11 protein-coding genes are annotated in these 16,247 nt (G+C 59.9%); 8 read left to right on the forward strand and 3 right to left on the reverse strand.

Features of this window, described 5'->3' with window-relative positions:
* The first annotated feature begins 17 nt into the window (after positions 1-17).
* From BK670_RS25195 to BK670_RS25205, 3 genes are read left to right on the forward strand one after another with little or no spacing between them, the layout of a single operon-like run.
* The gene (locus BK670_RS25195; RefSeq protein WP_123453829.1) at positions 18-971 is read left to right on the forward strand and encodes a cytochrome-c peroxidase; all 954 of its coding nucleotides are present in this window, start codon (positions 18-20) and stop codon (positions 969-971) included.
* Positions 968-2,782, forward strand: a complete 1,815-nt coding sequence (locus BK670_RS25200; RefSeq protein ID WP_123453831.1) for a DAHL domain-containing protein — start codon at positions 968-970, stop codon at positions 2,780-2,782. The genes BK670_RS25195 and BK670_RS25200 overlap by 4 nt, the downstream gene beginning before the upstream one ends.
* Positions 2,779-4,182: an ATP-binding protein gene (locus tag BK670_RS25205; protein ID WP_123453833.1), complete on the forward strand. Its 1,404-nt coding sequence runs from the start codon at positions 2,779-2,781 to the stop codon at positions 4,180-4,182. Before BK670_RS25200 ends, BK670_RS25205 begins: the two co-directional genes overlap by 4 nt.
* A gap of 7 nt (positions 4,183-4,189) precedes the next feature.
* On the opposite strand, the gene BK670_RS25210 is transcribed toward BK670_RS25205, so the two are convergent.
* Complete coding sequence (locus BK670_RS25210) at positions 4,190-5,515, reverse strand: APC family permease (RefSeq protein ID WP_123453835.1); 1,326 nt, start codon at positions 5,513-5,515, stop codon at positions 4,190-4,192.
* Between the two features lie 189 nt (positions 5,516-5,704).
* Positions 5,705-6,526, reverse strand: a complete 822-nt coding sequence (locus BK670_RS25215) for a carbon-nitrogen hydrolase family protein (protein WP_123453837.1) — start codon at positions 6,524-6,526, stop codon at positions 5,705-5,707.
* Positions 6,527-6,651: 125 nt separating this feature from the next.
* Between BK670_RS25215 and BK670_RS25220 the strand changes: the two genes are divergently transcribed.
* The gene (locus BK670_RS25220) at positions 6,652-7,452 is read left to right on the forward strand and encodes a helix-turn-helix transcriptional regulator (protein WP_123453839.1); all 801 of its coding nucleotides are present in this window, start codon (positions 6,652-6,654) and stop codon (positions 7,450-7,452) included.
* A gap of 224 nt (positions 7,453-7,676) precedes the next feature.
* Positions 7,677-9,296, forward strand: coding sequence for an FMN-binding glutamate synthase family protein (locus BK670_RS25225; protein ID WP_123453841.1), 1,620 nt, complete (start codon positions 7,677-7,679; stop codon positions 9,294-9,296).
* 90 nt (positions 9,297-9,386) lie between these two features.
* Here the strand turns inward: BK670_RS25225 and BK670_RS25230 are convergent, their stop codons facing one another.
* Positions 9,387-10,808: an amino acid permease gene (locus tag BK670_RS25230; RefSeq protein WP_123453844.1), complete on the reverse strand. Its 1,422-nt coding sequence runs from the start codon at positions 10,806-10,808 to the stop codon at positions 9,387-9,389.
* A gap of 636 nt (positions 10,809-11,444) precedes the next feature.
* Between BK670_RS25230 and BK670_RS25235 the strand changes: the two genes are divergently transcribed.
* The 3 genes from BK670_RS25235 to BK670_RS25245 all read left to right on the forward strand — a co-directional run bounded on the left by BK670_RS25235 (position 11,445) and on the right by BK670_RS25245 (position 16,235).
* Entirely contained in the window at positions 11,445-11,903 is a 459-nt protein-coding gene (locus tag BK670_RS25235) for an REP-associated tyrosine transposase (RefSeq protein ID WP_123453846.1), read from the forward strand.
* Positions 11,904-12,256: 353 nt separating this feature from the next.
* Positions 12,257-12,715, forward strand: a complete 459-nt coding sequence (locus BK670_RS25240; RefSeq protein ID WP_123453848.1) for an REP-associated tyrosine transposase — start codon at positions 12,257-12,259, stop codon at positions 12,713-12,715.
* 376 nt (positions 12,716-13,091) lie between these two features.
* Positions 13,092-16,235 carry a transglycosylase domain-containing protein gene (locus BK670_RS25245; RefSeq protein ID WP_123453850.1) on the forward strand — a complete coding sequence of 1,048 codons (3,144 nt, stop codon included), beginning with the start codon at positions 13,092-13,094 and terminating at the stop codon, positions 16,233-16,235.
* Positions 16,236-16,247: the final 12 nt, after the last annotated feature.

The raw sequence follows: 16,247 nt of genomic DNA on the forward strand, positions 1-16,247 counted from the left end.
CAGGGAGACAATTGCCGATGAGTCTTTTCCGTCACGTCATGGCGCTGCTGCTGTGCGGACTCTGCGCCGGGGCCAGCGCCGAACCGCTGGACGAACCGCTCAAACCGTTACCCGCGGTGCCGCAGCAGGATGCCCGGCGCGTGGAACTCGGTCGACGGCTATTCCACGAGCCACGGTTATCGATCAACAACACGCTGTCCTGCGCCAGTTGCCACCAACTCGACAAGAACGGTGCCGACAGCCGCGCCTTGTCGCTGGGCTTCGACGGCAAACCGGTGGCGTTTAACACGCCGACCGTGTTCAACGCGGCCCTCAACTTCCGCCAGTTCTGGGATGGCCGCGTCGAAACGCTGGAGGAACAAAGCAACGTCGTCATCACCAGCCCCCATGAAATGGGCAGCGACTGGCGCACCGTGATCGAACGCCTCGGCAACGACCCCGACTACCGTCGCGATTTCGCCGCCACCTACCCGGACGGCGTGACCCAAGCCAATGTCCAGCAGGCGCTGGCCAGTTTTGAACGCACCCTGCTGACGCCCGATTCGCGCTTCGATCAATACCTGCAGGGCAACACCGACATCCTCACCCTGGAAGAAAAATACGGTTACCAGCGCTTCAAGGAGTACGGCTGCATTGCCTGCCATCAGGGGGTGAACATCGGCGGCAACATGTTCCAGAAATTCGGCGTGTTCGGCGATTACATTGCCGATCGCGGCAACCCGACCGTGGCCGATCAGGGCCGCTTCAACGTCACCGGCGACGAAGCCGACCGGGCCGTGTTCAAAGTACCGAGCCTGCGCAATGTCGCGATCACCGCGCCGTACTTTCACGATGGTTCGGCACCCACCCTCGAACGCGCCGTGGATGTGATGTTCCAGTACCAGTTGGGGCGCATGCCAAGCGCTGAGGACAAACGGCTGATCATGCTGTTTCTCACAACCCTGACTGGCCAACGGGAGGACAAGCCATGATCAACATTTCGCGGCGACGCAGCCTGTTGTTGCTGACCCTGGTCGCCCTGGCGCTGGCCTCGATCCTGCTGTTCCTGTACATCAAATCCAGCTCTGACCAGACCATGACGTACACCGAATCGCGGGATCTGATCCGGCAGATCAAACAGCAGAACTCGCTGTGGGAAAACGAACTCCTCAAGGCGCGGGTGGCGCTCACCCACAACTACGATCCGCTGGTGTCACCGATGAACGAAATGAACCGGCTCTGGGCGCGCTTCGACTCAATCGAGTCCGGGCATGGGCGCAGCGACTCGGCGCAATGGAACGACGCTCACGAAAGTTTCCTGCAGGCGATGCAGGAAAAGACCCGGCTGGTCGAGCAGTTCAAATCGCACAACGCGCTGTTGCGCAACTCTCTGGCCTTCTTGCCCACCGCTGAAGACGACATCCAACAGCAACTCGCCAGCCTGTCGGACTTCGATAAATTACAGCTGCAGAACATCACCACCGACACCTACGACCTGCTGCTCAGCGCCCTCGAATTCGCCCAAGTCACCTCCGATGACAGGGCCGCCGATATCGAGGTCGGCCTGAACAAGCTGAAAGTGAACGCACAACGCCTGCCGCCGGCGTTTCAGACCCCGATCAAAATCATGAGCAGCCATATCTCGCTGATTGCGCGTGAGCAGCCTCTGGTCAACCAGTTGCTCGAAAGCATCGAAAACATCCCCGTGGCCGAGCGCCTCGACAACATCACCACCATGCTCGATCACGACCAGCAGAGCGCCGATCGGGTCGACCGGCAATACCACTTCTACCTGCTGTTGTTCTCGGTGCTGCTGATGTTATCGCTGGTGTGGCTGGCCATCCGCCTGATCGGCAGCTTCGCCGAGATCAACCGGGTCAACAGTGCCCTGCAAACGGCCAACGATGCGCTGGAACAACGGGTCGAAGAACGCACCCGGGAACTCCGGAACGCCCAAAGCGAACTGCTCGACGCGGCGCGTCAGGCCGGCATGGCGGAAATCGCCACCAACGTGCTGCACAACGTTGGCAACGTGCTCAACAGCGTGAACATCTCCAGCGACCTGATCACGCGCAAGCTGCGCAACAGCAAGGCCCAAGGCCTGGGCAAGGCCATGCAACTGATCAACGAACACCCGGACGACCTCGGCGCCTTTTTCAGTGAAGACGCCAAGGGCAAATTGCTCCCCGGCTACCTCAACCAATTGGTGGTCGCGATTGCCCAGGAACAGCAGGAAATGCTCGACGAGTTGAACCAGATGAACAAAAGCGTCGATCACATCAAGGACATCGTCGCCACCCAGCAATCCTATGCCGGCGCCAACAGCATGACCGAACCGCTGTTCATCAACGAATTGCTCGAAGACGCGTTGCGCATGAATGCCGGCGCCCTGACCCGGCACCACGTCACGGTGGTCCGGGAATACGCCGACGTGCCGCAGGTGATGGGCGACAAACACCGTTTGCTGCTGATCCTGATCAACCTGATCAGCAACGCCAAATACGCCATGTCCGACCTCAGCAACCGCCCCCGCACCATGACCCTGGCGGTCAGGATCGTCGATGACAACTTCCTTGAAATCAGCGTCAAGGACGACGGCGAAGGCATCGCGCCGGAAAACATGACGCGGATCTTTGCCCACGGTTTCACCACCCGCAAGGAAGGCCACGGCTTCGGTCTGCACAGCTGCGCCCTGGCCACCATCGAGATGAACGGCCACCTCACCGCGCACAGTGACGGAGTCGGCCAGGGTGCGTTGTTCACCTTGCAGATCCCCCTGATCAGCGTCACGGAGAACGCATGAGCGAACTGTCGAACCGCCGCATTCTGCTGATCGACGACATGCCGTCGATCCATGAAGACTTTCGCAAGATTCTCGCGCCGCCGGCGGCGCAGTCGGTGGAACTGGACGAGATGGAAGCGGCACTGTTTGGCGCTCAGGTGCGCGCCGAACGTCCGCCGTTCGAGCTGGACTCGGCCTATGGCGGCGAGGAAGGCCTGGGCAAGCTGATCCAGGCCTTGGCGGAACAACGCCCCTACGCGCTGGCTTTTGTCGACATGCGCATGCCCGACGGCTGGGACGGCGCGAAAACCATCGAGCATCTGTGGCAGCAGGATCCACAGTTGCAAGTGGTGGTCTGCACGGCCTACTCGGATTATTCCTGGGATGAACTGTTGGAGCGTCTGCAGGCGCATGACCGCTTGCTGATTCTGAAGAAGCCGTTCGACAACATCGAAGTGCAGCAGATGGCCAACACTCTGCTGACCAAATGGCAGATGACCGAACGCGCGTCATTGCAAATGCATCACCTGGAACATCTGGTCGATCAGCGCACGGCTCAGTTCAAACAGGCCAGCGAAGAACTGCAGCGGGAAATCGATGAACGCAAGCAACTGGAAAGTCAGTTGGTGCAGTCGGAAAAACTTGCGTCACTGGGGCAAATGGCGGCGGGCGTGGCCCATGAAATCAACAACCCGATCGGCTTCATCTCCTCCAACCTCGGCACGCTGGACGGCTACTTCAAACAGTTGCTGAGCGTACTCGATGCCTGGCAGACGCTTGGTCCCACTCCCGACAGCGAGTCCGTGGCCCGGCTTGAGCAATTGCGCAAAGACGCCGATCTGGATTTTCTGCTCGAGGACATCCCGGTGCTGATCCGCGAGTCCAAGGAAGGCATTGGCCGCGTCGGGCAGATCGTCAAAGACCTGAAGGATTTCTCCCGGGTCGATACCCAGCAGCAATGGCAGTGGGCCAATCTGCAGCAAGGCATTGAGTCGACCCTGAACATCGTCGCCAGCGAACTCAAGTACAAGGCCGACCTGATCAAGGAATACCAGCCACTGCCGGACATCGAATGCCTGCCGTCGCAAATCAATCAGGTGATCATGAACCTGGTGGTCAATGCGGCGCAGGCCATGGGACCCGAACGCGGCACCATCACTTTGCGCACCGGGCAGCAACAAGACACGGCGTGGGTGGAAGTCGCCGACACCGGCGCGGGGATTGCGCCGGACATCCTGCAGAAGATCTTCGATCCGTTTTTCACCACCAAACCGGTCGGCCAGGGCACCGGGCTTGGCCTGTCCCTGTCCTACGGCATTGTGAAAAAGCACGGTGGCGACATTTCGGTACGCAGCGAACCGGGCGTGGGCACAACCTTTCGCGTCGAGTTGCCAATGCGCCAGAGCCGGCCCGCTGCCTGAAGGCGCCTCAGGTCGTTTCCTGAAAGTCCATCTCCGGCGGCTGGCGGCGGAAACCCCCGGTGAGCACCGCCAGGTACACCACGCCGATCGCCAGCCAGCTCAGCCCCAGATACACCGCCAGGTGATCGAGGCTGACCATCAGCCACAAATCCGCGACAAGCCCCATGAACGGAAAGATCAAAAACAGCACCAGCTCACGCAGCCCCTTTTTCTCGCCACCGATCCAGTAATGAAAGATCACCGACAGATTGACCAGGCTGAAGGCCAGAAACGCGCCGAAGTTGATGAACGAAGTCGAGGTGGTCACGTCGAGTTTCAGCGCCAGCAACGCCACCACGGCGCAGAGCAGGATGCTGTTGACCGGTGTGCCGAAGCGCGCGTGCAAAGTGCCGAAGAACGACTTCGGCAACACGCCATCGCGGCCCATGGCGAACAGCAGTCGCGAGCCACTGGCCTGCGCCGACAGCCCCGAGGCGAACTGGCCGACAATCAGACCGATGAGGAAGATCGAGACAAACAGATCGCCGCCGATATTGCGGGCGATTTCATAGGCGGCCGAGTCAACGCTGTCGAACTGGAACGATGGATGGGCGATCTGCACAAAGTACGAAACGCCGAGGAAGATCAACCCGCCGATCAAGGTGATCAACATGATCGCGCGCGGGATGGTGCGGCGTGGGTCGCGGGTTTCTTCGGTCAGCGTGCTGACTGCATCGAAGCCGAGGAACGAGTAACAGGCGATGGCCGCGCCGCTCATGATCAACGGCATCTGCATGTCGCCATTGAAGAACGGCTTGATCGACCACAACGGCGTGCTCGCATCGCCACCGATGTAGTGCACGCACAGCGCGACGAAGGCGATCAGCACGAGAAACTGCACCAGCATCAGCAAGGCGTTGATGCCGTTGGCCAGTTTCAGACCAATGATGTTGATTGCGCTGGTGATGCCGATGAACGCCAGCACCCAGATCCATTGCGGGATCGACGGGAACGCCGACGCCAGGTACGCCGCGCCGATCAGCCAGATCGCCATCGGCAGGAACAGGTAATCGAGCAGCACTGCCCAACCGGCGATAAAGCCGAGTTTCGGGCTGATCGCCTTGCGCACGTAACTGTAGGCGGAACCGGCGACGGGAAATGCAGCGGCCATGCGCCCGTAACTCATGGCGGTGAAGAACATCGCCACCAGCGCCGCCAGATACGCGGCGGGCACCATGCCGGCGGTGGACTGGGCGAGTATGCCGAAGGTGCCGAGGACAATGATCGGCGTCATGTAGGCGATGCCGAACAGCACCACCGACCCTAATGAAAGGGTGCGTTGCAAACGAGCCATGGGCGACTTACTCCGAATGTTATTGGATTTATGGCAGAGCCGGGTTCGGCGAATGTTTCGGGTGTGGCTTTGTGGCTTTGTTGTTTTGGGTGAGTCAGATGAATAGATAAAAGATCGCAGCCTTCGGCAGCTCCTACAGGAGTAGGCATTGCAATGCAGGAGCTGCCGAAGGCTGCGATCTTTTGATCTTCAGCGCGCAGGAATCAGCAACTCGCGCAGCCCGGAAGCGTGCTCCAGCACCTCCCCCGGCAACTTCAAACGCTGATCATCCAGATAGCGATAGTCCTTGCGCGCAGTCTCCAGTTGAGCGAAATCCAGCTCGACGCTGAACGTGCCTTCTTCACGCCCCGCTTCGAACAGCAACGTCCCCAGCGGATCGACCAGCGCGCTGCCACCGGCAAACATCAAACCGTCATCCCCGGCCTCGACGCGATTGACCATCAACGCAAAGGCCTGATTCTCCTGCGCCCGGGCCATGATCGCGGTGCGGTGAGTCGGCGCGTACGGGTCCATGTTGCCGTTGGTCACGATCAACAGTTCGGCCCCCAGTTGCGCCAAGGCGCGGGCCGATTCCGGGAATTCAATGTCGTAGCAAATCAACAGGCCAACGCGCACGCCGTTCCACTCGCACGTGGCATAGCGGTCACCGGCCTCGAACACGCCGCGATCCGACGCCCACAAATGCGTCTTGCGGTATTTCAGGGCGATGCCTTCAGGGGTGAGCAGCAGCGTGGTGTTGTAGAAGCGACCGTTGTCGTGCTCGGCCATGCCGATCACCACGGCAATGTTGCGTTCGCGGGCGGCGGCCAGCACCGCGCTGACGGTCGGGCCGTCCACGGGCTCGGCGATCTGCGCAACGGTTTCAGCGGTCGGGAAGCCCATCAGGTGGGTTTCCGGGAACACGATCAATTGCGTGTCGGCCGCGCACGCGGCAATCGCGGCCAGTGCGCGTTCGAGGTTGTAGGCCGTGGCATTGTCACGGCCCGCCAGTTGCGCGAGTTCGACTTTCATGGGAATTCCTTGTGATGAGCATCGGGCGCTGAAAGATTGCCCGGTCGCTGCCTGTGGGCCAGTATGCGCAGCAAGCAGCCGGCCAGGAAATCACGCGGCCGGGGTAACCCGATAGGGGTAGATCGATGACACTTTCGTTTGACGACATCACCTGGCATCGCGCCGTCGGGCAACTGATCGACGCGCTCGACAAGCCGAATTTCTGGGCGCAACTGATGCGTCTGCTCGACCAGTACGTGCCGTTCGATAGCTGGGTAGCGCTGCTGTTCAGCGCCGATCAACGCCCGCAGGTCTTCGCCGAATGCCCCGGCGAAGACGGCAGTCCCGATCAGTTGTTCCAGGATTACCTGCGCGGTCTGTACCTGCTCGATCCGTTCTACATTGCCTGCCGCGAGCAGTCGCGCACCGGGTTGTATCGCCTGTCGGAGGTGGCGCCGGAGCATTTCGAACTGACCGAGTATTACCAGCGATACTTTCGTCTGAATGTCGTGGCGGACGAAATCCAGTTCAATTGTCAGCTCGCAGGCGAGCGCACGCTGTGCCTGTCGCTGGGCAGTGAAAAACGTTTCACTGGCGAACAGATTGCGCTGCTGTCTTTGATTCAGCCTTGGGTGCTGGGCCTGTTGCGCCAGCGCCTGCCGTACGAGATCAACGAAACCGTGGCCCTCGCCACCGCCCCCGCGCCGACCGATTGGCGGGTGCAACTGGAGGCCTCGGTGCAGCAACTCAAAGGCGCGCAACTGACGGCCCGCGAGCTGGATGTCGGGCGTTTGATGCTCAGCGGTTGCTCCAGTAAAGAAATCGCCCGTAAGCTGGAAATCTCCGTAGAAACCGTGAAAGTCCATAAGAAACACATGTACAGCAAGCTGGGGATCAAATCCCAGTCCGAGCTGTTTTCGATTTTTCTCCAGGCACAAAACGCCTGAAACGCGTTCCTGTGGCAATAGATCCCGTGTGGCGAGGGAGCTTGTCGAATCGTCGCACCGTCCCGCACGGCTGCGCAGCAGTCGCAAATACTGAATATGCGGTGTTTCAGGTAGACCGTAACTGCAGTTTTTGGGGCTGCTTCGCAACCCAGCGGGAGCAAGCTCCCTCGCCACAAAAGCAAACGTGCCATTGCCAATTTTCAAGTCCGAACCAAGGAAACCGTATGAGCCTGTCACTCCTGAGCCGCTACGCCTTCTTTGCCGTCTGCGTGATTTTCACCCTCGCCAGCCTGCCCTTCCTCGACCACGACTGGCTGTGGCCCATCACCGCCGTCACCGGTGTGCTGAGCCTGATCGGTCTGTTCGACCTGCTGCAAAGCCCGCACGCGGTGCGTCGCAATTACCCGATCCTCGGCAACATCCGCTATCTGGTCGAAGGCATCCGCCCGGAAATCCGCCAATACTTGCTGGAGTCCGACAGCGATGCCCTGCCCTTCTCCCGTGCGCAACGTTCGCTGGTCTATTCGCGAGCGAAAAACGAAACCGCCGACAAACCGTTCGGCACGCTGATCGATGTCTATCAATCCGGTTTCGAATTCATCGGCCACTCGATGCGTCCGGCGCCGTTGAGCGACCCGAGCAGTTTCCGCGTCACCGTTGGTGGCCCGCAGTGCAGCCAGCCGTACTCGGCCTCGGTGTTCAACATTTCGGCGATGAGCTTCGGCTCGCTCAGCGCCAACGCCATTCGCGCGTTGAACCAAGGCGCGAAACTCGGCAACTTCGCCCACGACACTGGCGAAGGCAGCATCAGCCCCTATCACCGCGAACACGGCGGCGACCTGACCTGGGAACTGGGCAGCGGCTACTTCGGTTGCCGCACCAGCGACGGCCGTTTCGACCCGGAACGCTTCGCCACCCAGGCGCAGAACCCGCAAGTGCGGATGATCGAAATCAAGATGAGCCAGGGCGCCAAACCCGGCCACGGCGGGATCCTGCCCAAGCACAAAGTCACCAAGGAAATCGCCGAAACACGCGGCATCCTGATGGGCGAAGACTGCGTGTCGCCGTCGCGTCACAGCGCGTTTTCCACACCGATCGAAATGATGCAGTTCATCCAGCAACTGCGTGAACTGTCCGGCGGCAAACCGGTGGGCTTCAAGTTCTGCCTCGGCCATCCGTGGGAGTTCATGGGTATCGCCAAAGCCATGCTGGAAACCGGCATCCTGCCGGACTTCATCGTCGTCGACGGCAAGGAAGGTGGCACCGGCGCCGCGCCGGTCGAGTTCACTGACCACATCGGCGTGCCGATGCGCGAGGGCCTGCTGTTTGTGCACAACACCCTGGTCGGCCTGAACCTGCGCGACAAGATCAAACTCGGCGCCAGCGGCAAGATCGTCAGCGCCTTCGACATCGCCAGCGTGCTGGCCATCGGCGCTGACTGGGCCAACTCGGCACGCGGCTTCATGTTCGCCATCGGCTGCATCCAGTCGCAAAGCTGCCACACCAACAAATGCCCGACCGGCGTGGCCACGCAGGACGCCTTGCGCCAACGCGCGCTGGTGGTGCCAGACAAAGCGCAGCGAGTTTTCAATTTCCATCGCAACACGCTCAAGGCACTGGCAGAAATGCTTGCCGCTGCCGGCCTCGAACATCCGTCGCAACTGTCGGCCAAGCACCTGGTGCGGCGCATGTCAGCGACCGAGATCAAGTTGTTCTCGCAGTTGCACGTGTTCCTGAAACCGGGGGAATTGCTCACCGGGGAAGTGAATGGCGAGTTTTACTCGCGGATGTGGCAGATGGCGCGGGCGGACAGTTTTGAGCCGCAGGACGTGGCGGCAGCGTAAATCCTTTCAGTGCCTGGCCAGTTGGCCTTACTCAAAAATGCAAAAGCCCCGATCTCTCGATCGGGGCTTTGTTGTTTTTACCGTTACAACTTACGAAGCCGAACGCACTGCACCTTGCGTTACGTTGTTCGGTTGCAGCTTGAACACGTAGAACAACACGGTCAGCAGCACCAGGAACGCCGGCCCCACATAAAGCGCCACGCGGGTGTCCGGGAAGTACGCCATCAGGCCGACCACCAGCACTAAAAATGCCAGCGCAAAGTACGAGCTGAGCGGGTACAGCCACATCTTGTATTTGAGGCCGGCACGTTCGCTGGCGCTCAGGCCTTTGCGGAATTTCAGCTGGGCCAGCAGGATCATCACCCAGGTCCAGATCGCGCCGAAGGTGGCAATCGAGGTCACCCAGACAAAGACTTTCTCCGGCACCAGATAGTTGAGCATTACGCCCAAGAGCAACACCGCAATCGACAGCAACAGCGCTCGACGCGGCACGCCATTATTCGATGTTTTGGCAAAACCCGCCGGTGCCTGGCCATTCTGCGCCAGGCTGTAGAGCATGCGCCCGGTGCTGAAGATGCCACCGTTGCACGACGACAGCGCCGCAGTGATTACCACGAAGTTGATGATGCCGGCGGCGGTCTTGATGCCCAGACGCTCGAAGGTCATCACGAACGGACTGCCTTGGGTGCCGATTTCGTTCCACGGGTAGATCGACAGAATCACGAACAGTGCGCCGACGTAGAACAGCAGAATCCGCCAGAACACCGAGCCGATCGCATCGGGAATGGTCTTTTGCGGGTTCTTCGCTTCACCGGCGGTCAGGCCGATCATCTCCACGCCGAGGTAGGCGAACATGACCATTTGCAGGGACATCAGCACGCCGGTTACGCCGTTGGGCATAAAGCCGCCGTGGGCCCACAGGTTGGAAATCCCCAGCGCTACGCCGTCATTGCCGAAGCCGAAAGCGATGATGCCGACGCCGCCGATCACCATGGCAATGATGGTGACGATCTTGATCAGGGCGAACCAGAATTCGAATTCACCGAAGGCCTTCACCGCGATCAGGTTGACCGAGCCCATGCTGATCAGCGCCGCGAGGGCCCAGATCCAGCGCGGCACATCGGGGAACCAGATGCCCATGTACACGGCCACCGCCGTGATTTCCGCGACGCAAGTCACCAGCCACAGGAACCAGTAATTCCAGCCAGTGAGGAAGCCCGCCAATGGGCCGAGATAGTCTTGCGCGTAACGGCTGAACGAGCCGGCGACCGGATTATGCACGGCCATTTCGCCGAGGGCGCGCATGATCACCAGGATCGCCAGACCACCCAGAATGTAGGACAGCATGATCGCCGGGCCGGCCATTTCGATGGCCTTGGCGGAACCTAAAAACAGACCGACGCCGATACAGGCTCCGAGCGCCATCAGGCGAATATGCCGTTCGCCGAGTTCGCGTTTGAGCGGACCGCCCTGAGCGGTGTCGCCGTGAGGCAGGTGATTGCCAACTGGCATAGGGGTGCAACCTCGTCTTGTTATTGGATATGACCACCGAGTTCGAAGCGTCGGCCGGTAAGCCTTGGCTGCCGTGAAACCGCGCCTGCCTCGTGGGCAAACGCGTCTTGCAGGGCAACCTGCAAGATCAGCGGGGCGTGCAGTATAAAAAGCCTTGGGCAGGCGATTTCACTCTATAAACCACAACATTCAGCGACAACTCTCGGCTAAAGCCCGGTTTGCGGAGAGGCATTACCTGCTTTACGTAGGAATATTCGCCACCGAAAAAGCCGCCGAGTATTGCACAGCATTGGTGCATCGTCATGCCCCGGACCGGCTATCTCAATATCCCCGAAGCGCCAAATCTTGTGGCGAGGGGATTTATCCCCGTCCGGCTGCGCAGCAGTCGTAAAACCGGACATGAGGTGCATCAGGTAAACCGAATAGCCAGAACCAGGCTGCTTCGCAGCCCAACGGGGATAAATCCCCTCGCCACAGATCTCATCTCGCCACCGATAAATCCTTCATCCCAAATAAATCGGTTAGCCATAAATACTTCGTCAAATTCAGAAATTTCACTCAGTCATTGCCGCTCCGAGTCGGGTAATCACGCACTAGCCTTTGGAAATCTGATAAACGAACGCAAGGAAGCTAAACGTGGCAGTCCAACCAAACTCTCACCGTCTACGCCAAGGTCGATACTCGGAAACCGGCCGCGCCTACTTCATCACCTCTGTGGTTCACGAACGCCAACCCGTATTTTCAGATTGGCAAACAGGTCGACTGCTGGTAGCAGAACTTCGCAAAGCTCATGAAGAAGGACGTGCAGAGTCAATTGCCTGGGTTGTCATGCCTGACCATTTTCATTGGTTGATGCAACTTCAAAACGGCACGCTTGGAGAGGTCATTGGCGGAATAAAGGCGCGTTGCACGCATGCTGTTAATCAGAAGACCGGGCGACAGGGGGCGTTGTGGCAAAGCGGCTATCATGATCGTGCCATCCGCGATGGTGAGGATTTGAAACCGTTCGCCCGCTACATCGTCGCCAATCCCCTGCGGGCCGGACTAGTCGAAAAGATAGGCGACTACCCACTCTGGGATGCCTGCAGGCTCTGACTCCCCTGTGGCGAGGGAGCTTGCTCCCGCTCGGCTGCGCAGCAGTCGCAACCCCTCAATCTGCGGTGTTTCAGACAAACCGCTATCGCAGGGTTTGGGCCTGCTGCGCAGTCCAGCGGGAGCAAGCTCCCTCGCCACACAAGTGTTCCTGCACGGCTCTATTCTTCATTGGGGCAATTCCACAGTCAGGCACCCTTTCTAAATGGCTCAGCCCCCTGTGGCGAGGGAGCTTGCTCCCTCGCCACAAAAACATTGCCTGCACAACCATCGGAATCGTCTGACAGCCATCTCAGACTCAACTCAGATACTCAACATCTAGCGTAAGAGGGAGCCAACAACACGGACGCAACGGAATGCGCAACCATCTAAACTCACATCGACTTCGACTAGGACGCTGCTCAGAACCTGGACGCGCTTATCTGATCACTGCGGTGGTTTATCAGCGCCGTCAGATCTTCAGTGACTGGCGACTGGGTCGATTGCTGGTAGCAGAACTTAAACGAGCCCATGAACAGAGGTGGGTCAATTCGATTGCCTGGGTGGTGATGCCAGATCACTTCCATTGGCTGGTTCAATTGGAAGGAATGCATCTGCAACCACTCATGCAGGCAGTGAAATCCCGTAGCACGCTTTCGATCAATCGCGCGCTGAACCGAAAAGGTGCCTTCTGGCAAAGTGGCTACCACGACCGCGCCATCCGCGACGGACAATGTTTGCGTCCCTATGCCCGCTACATCGTCGCCAATCCCCTGCGGGCCGGACTAGTCGAAAAGATAGGCGACTACCCACTCTGGGATGCCTGCTGGCTCTGACTCCCCTGTGGCGAGGGAGCTTGCTCCCGCTCGGCTGCGCAGCAGTCGCCAATCCCCAATCTGCGGTGTTTCAGAGAAACCGCAATCACAGGGTTTGGGCCTGCTGCGCAGTCCAGCGGGAGCAAGCTCCCTCGCCACACAAGTGTTCCTGCACGGTTCGATCATTCATTTGGGCAACTCAACAGCCAGGCACCCTTTCTAAATGGCTCCCCCCTTGCCACAGAGTTGGCTGCAGACTCATTTCGCCCCGCCGCTGACCTTTCAGATTTATTCAGCAACCACCCCTCGCCCGCCCTTCACATTTTTTTCACCACGCGCAACCACCGTCTAAGCTTCAGACAAGTCCGATCAATCTGCGTGAATGGATCAATCGACTATGGGCGCTTTGTGGCAAACCGATTCGAGTAAAGCCGTGGTTCCGACTGAACGAGTGGATGAAGCGCCTGTCCCTGAAAAACCCCGCCGCAACCGGCATGGGTGGAAGGCTTTCTGGTTGTTGCTGGTGATTATCGCGATCGTCGTGGGGCTGGCTGCGTCCAAGGAAATGCGCACTTCGCGCTTCCAGTCTCGCGAGCTCAGCCAGTACGCCGCGTCGCTGACGTACACCCTCGAACCCGGCCCCAGCGAAGCCATTCGTTATCCGGGCAATGGGCCGTTCGATCTGCGCCTGGGTTACAGCTCGCTGGATGAATTCCTGCCGCGCCTGCTAAAACGCAATTACGTCATCACCGAACAGACGCGGTTTTCCCCGGCGCTGCTCAGCTACACCGACAAAGGTCTGTTCGTGCCGTATTCCGAAAAGATTCAGGCCGGGCTGTCGATCACCGATTGCCGGGCCGCACCGCTGTACAAGTACAACTACCCGCAACAGCTGTATGCAAGCTTCGAATCCATCCCGCCGGTGGTGGTCAGCAGCCTGTTGTTCATCGAAAACCGCTTCCTGCTCGACCCGAAACAGCCGCTGGCCAACCCGGCGGTGGACTGGCCGCGCTTCGGCATGGCGGTGTGGTCGCAAGTGGCGAAACTGCTGCGCCTGCCGGGGCAGTCGGCGGGCGGCAGTACGCTGGCGACGCAATTGGAAAAGTACCGGCATTCCCCGGATGGCCTGACGGTGTCCGGTGCCGAGAAGCTGCGGCAGATGATGTCCGCCAGCGTGCGCGCCTATCAGCCCGGCCCGCAAACCCTCGGGGCGCGGCAGAACATCGTGCGCGATTACCTCAACAGCGTGCCGTTGTCAGCGGTGCCGGGGCATGGTGAAGTGCATGGCATGGCCGAAGGCTTGCGCGTGTGGTACGGCAGCGATTTCAACCAGACCAACGAACAACTGAACAACCCGGCCACCGATGCGAAAACCATGGCCGCGAAAGGTTTGGCCCTGCGCGAGATGTTGTCGCTGATGATCGCCCAGCGCCGCCCTTCGCATTACCTGACCAAGGGCCGCGAAGAGCTTGCCGACCTCACCGACAGCCATTTGCGCCTGCTCAAACAGAACGCTGTGATCGACAGCGCCCTGGCCGATGCCGCGCTGACCAGCAAAGTCACCTACCGCGACTGGCAGACCCAGCCGACCATTCAACCGATCGAAACCAACAAGGGCATCAGCGTCGCCCGCAGTCGTCTGGCGAGCATGCTCAACCGGCCGCTGTACGACCTCGACCGCCTCGACCTCTCGGCCACCAGTACCCTGCAGGGCGACCTGCAAACCCAGGCCACCGCTTACCTGAAGAAACTTGCCGACCCGGTCTACGCCGCCGAAATCGGTCTGCTCGGTGAACGCTTGCTGACACCGACCAGCACCACACAAGTGCGCTACAGCTTTACCCTCTTCGAACTGACCCCGGACGGCTCGCGCGTGCGGGTGCAGACCGACAGCACCGACCAGCCATTCGACATCAACGAAGGCAGCAAACTCGAACTCGGCTCGACCGCGAAAATGCGCGTGCTCACCACTTACCTGCAAATCATCGCCGAACTGCACGACAAGTACGGCGCCATGAGCGTGCCGGAACTGAAAAAGGTCGACGTACCGGATCAGGACCGCCTCAGCCAGTGGGTCATCGATTACCTGATCCAGAACAAGGATCACGACCTGTCGAAGATGCTCGGTGCCGCGCTCGACCGCAAATACTCGGCCAGCCCCGGCGAGGCGTTTTTCACCGGTGGCGGCTTGCACACATTCCACAACTTTCGCAAGGAAGACAACGGCCGCCTGCCGACCCTGCGCGATGCCCTGCGTGAGTCGATCAACCTGCCGTTCATTCGCCTGATGCGCGATGTCGTGCGCTATGTCACCTACTCCGGCCCCAACAGCAGCGCCGAACTGCTCAAGGACGACCGTGACCCGCGCCGGCAGGAATACCTGGCGAATTTCGCCGACCGCGAGGGCACGTCATTCCTGCTCAAGTTCTGGAAGAAATACAAAAACAAGGACACCCAGGCGCGGCTCGACACCTTTCTCGACAGCATGCGCCCGACCCCGATCCGCATGGCCGCCGTGCATCGTTACTTGCTGCCGGATGCCAGTCAGGAAGACTTCAACACCTTCGTCCGCTCACACCTCAAAGGCGCCAAGCTCACCGAAAAACTCACCGACGATCGCCTGATTCGCCTTTACGACGCCTACGGCCCCGGCAGTTTCGATTTGCCCGATCAAGGCTTCATCGCCAAGGTGCATCCGCTGGATCTGTGGCTGATGGGCTACCTGTTGCATCACCCGGACGCGACCTTCAGCGAGATCGTCAAGGCCAGTCACTTCGAGCGTCAGGAAGTCTACAGCTGGCTGTTCAAGAGCAAACACAAGGGCGCCCGCGACAGTCGTATTCGCACCATGCTCGAGATCGAAGCGTTCCTCGAGATTCACCAGCGCTGGCAGAAAGTCGGCTACCCGTTCGATCATCTGGTGCCATCGCTGGCCACCGCCATTGGCAGCTCCGGTGACCGCCCTGCCGCACTGGCCGAGTTGATCGGCACCATCCTCAATGACGGCGTGCGCATGCCGACCCTGCGCATCGACAGCCTACATTTCGCCGCTGGCACGCCCTACGAAACGCAATTGGTCAATGACCCGCATGTCGGCAAACGGGTGATGCCGTCCGAGGTCGCCACGGCCATGCGCGAGGCGTTGTCGCAAGTGGTCGACGCCGGCACGGCGAAACGTGTTTCCGGCAGTTTCAAACTGGCTGATGGCAGCCCGCTGGCCATGGGTGGCAAAACCGGCACTGGTGACAACCGCATTGAGGCCATCGGCTCGGGCGGACGCATCCTCAGTTCGAAGTCGATCAACCGCACCGCGACCTTCGTCTTCTACATCGGCGACCATCACTTCGGCACCCTCACCGCATTCGTGCCGGGCCGCTCGGCGGAGAACTTCAAATTCACCTCGGCCCTGCCCGTGCAGGTGCTCAAGGGCATGGCACCGATTCTCACGCCGTATCTGCAACCCGGTAGCGACTCGCAATGTCGTCCGGTGACAACAACAGGCGTGGCAATGATCGACACGATGCCGGCGTTAGCGAGGTAACAATTCGTGTCA

Origin of the sequence: Pseudomonas fluorescens (assembly GCF_003732425.1) — a bacterium.
Classification (GTDB): domain Bacteria; phylum Pseudomonadota; class Gammaproteobacteria; order Pseudomonadales; family Pseudomonadaceae; genus Aquipseudomonas; species Aquipseudomonas fluorescens_BE.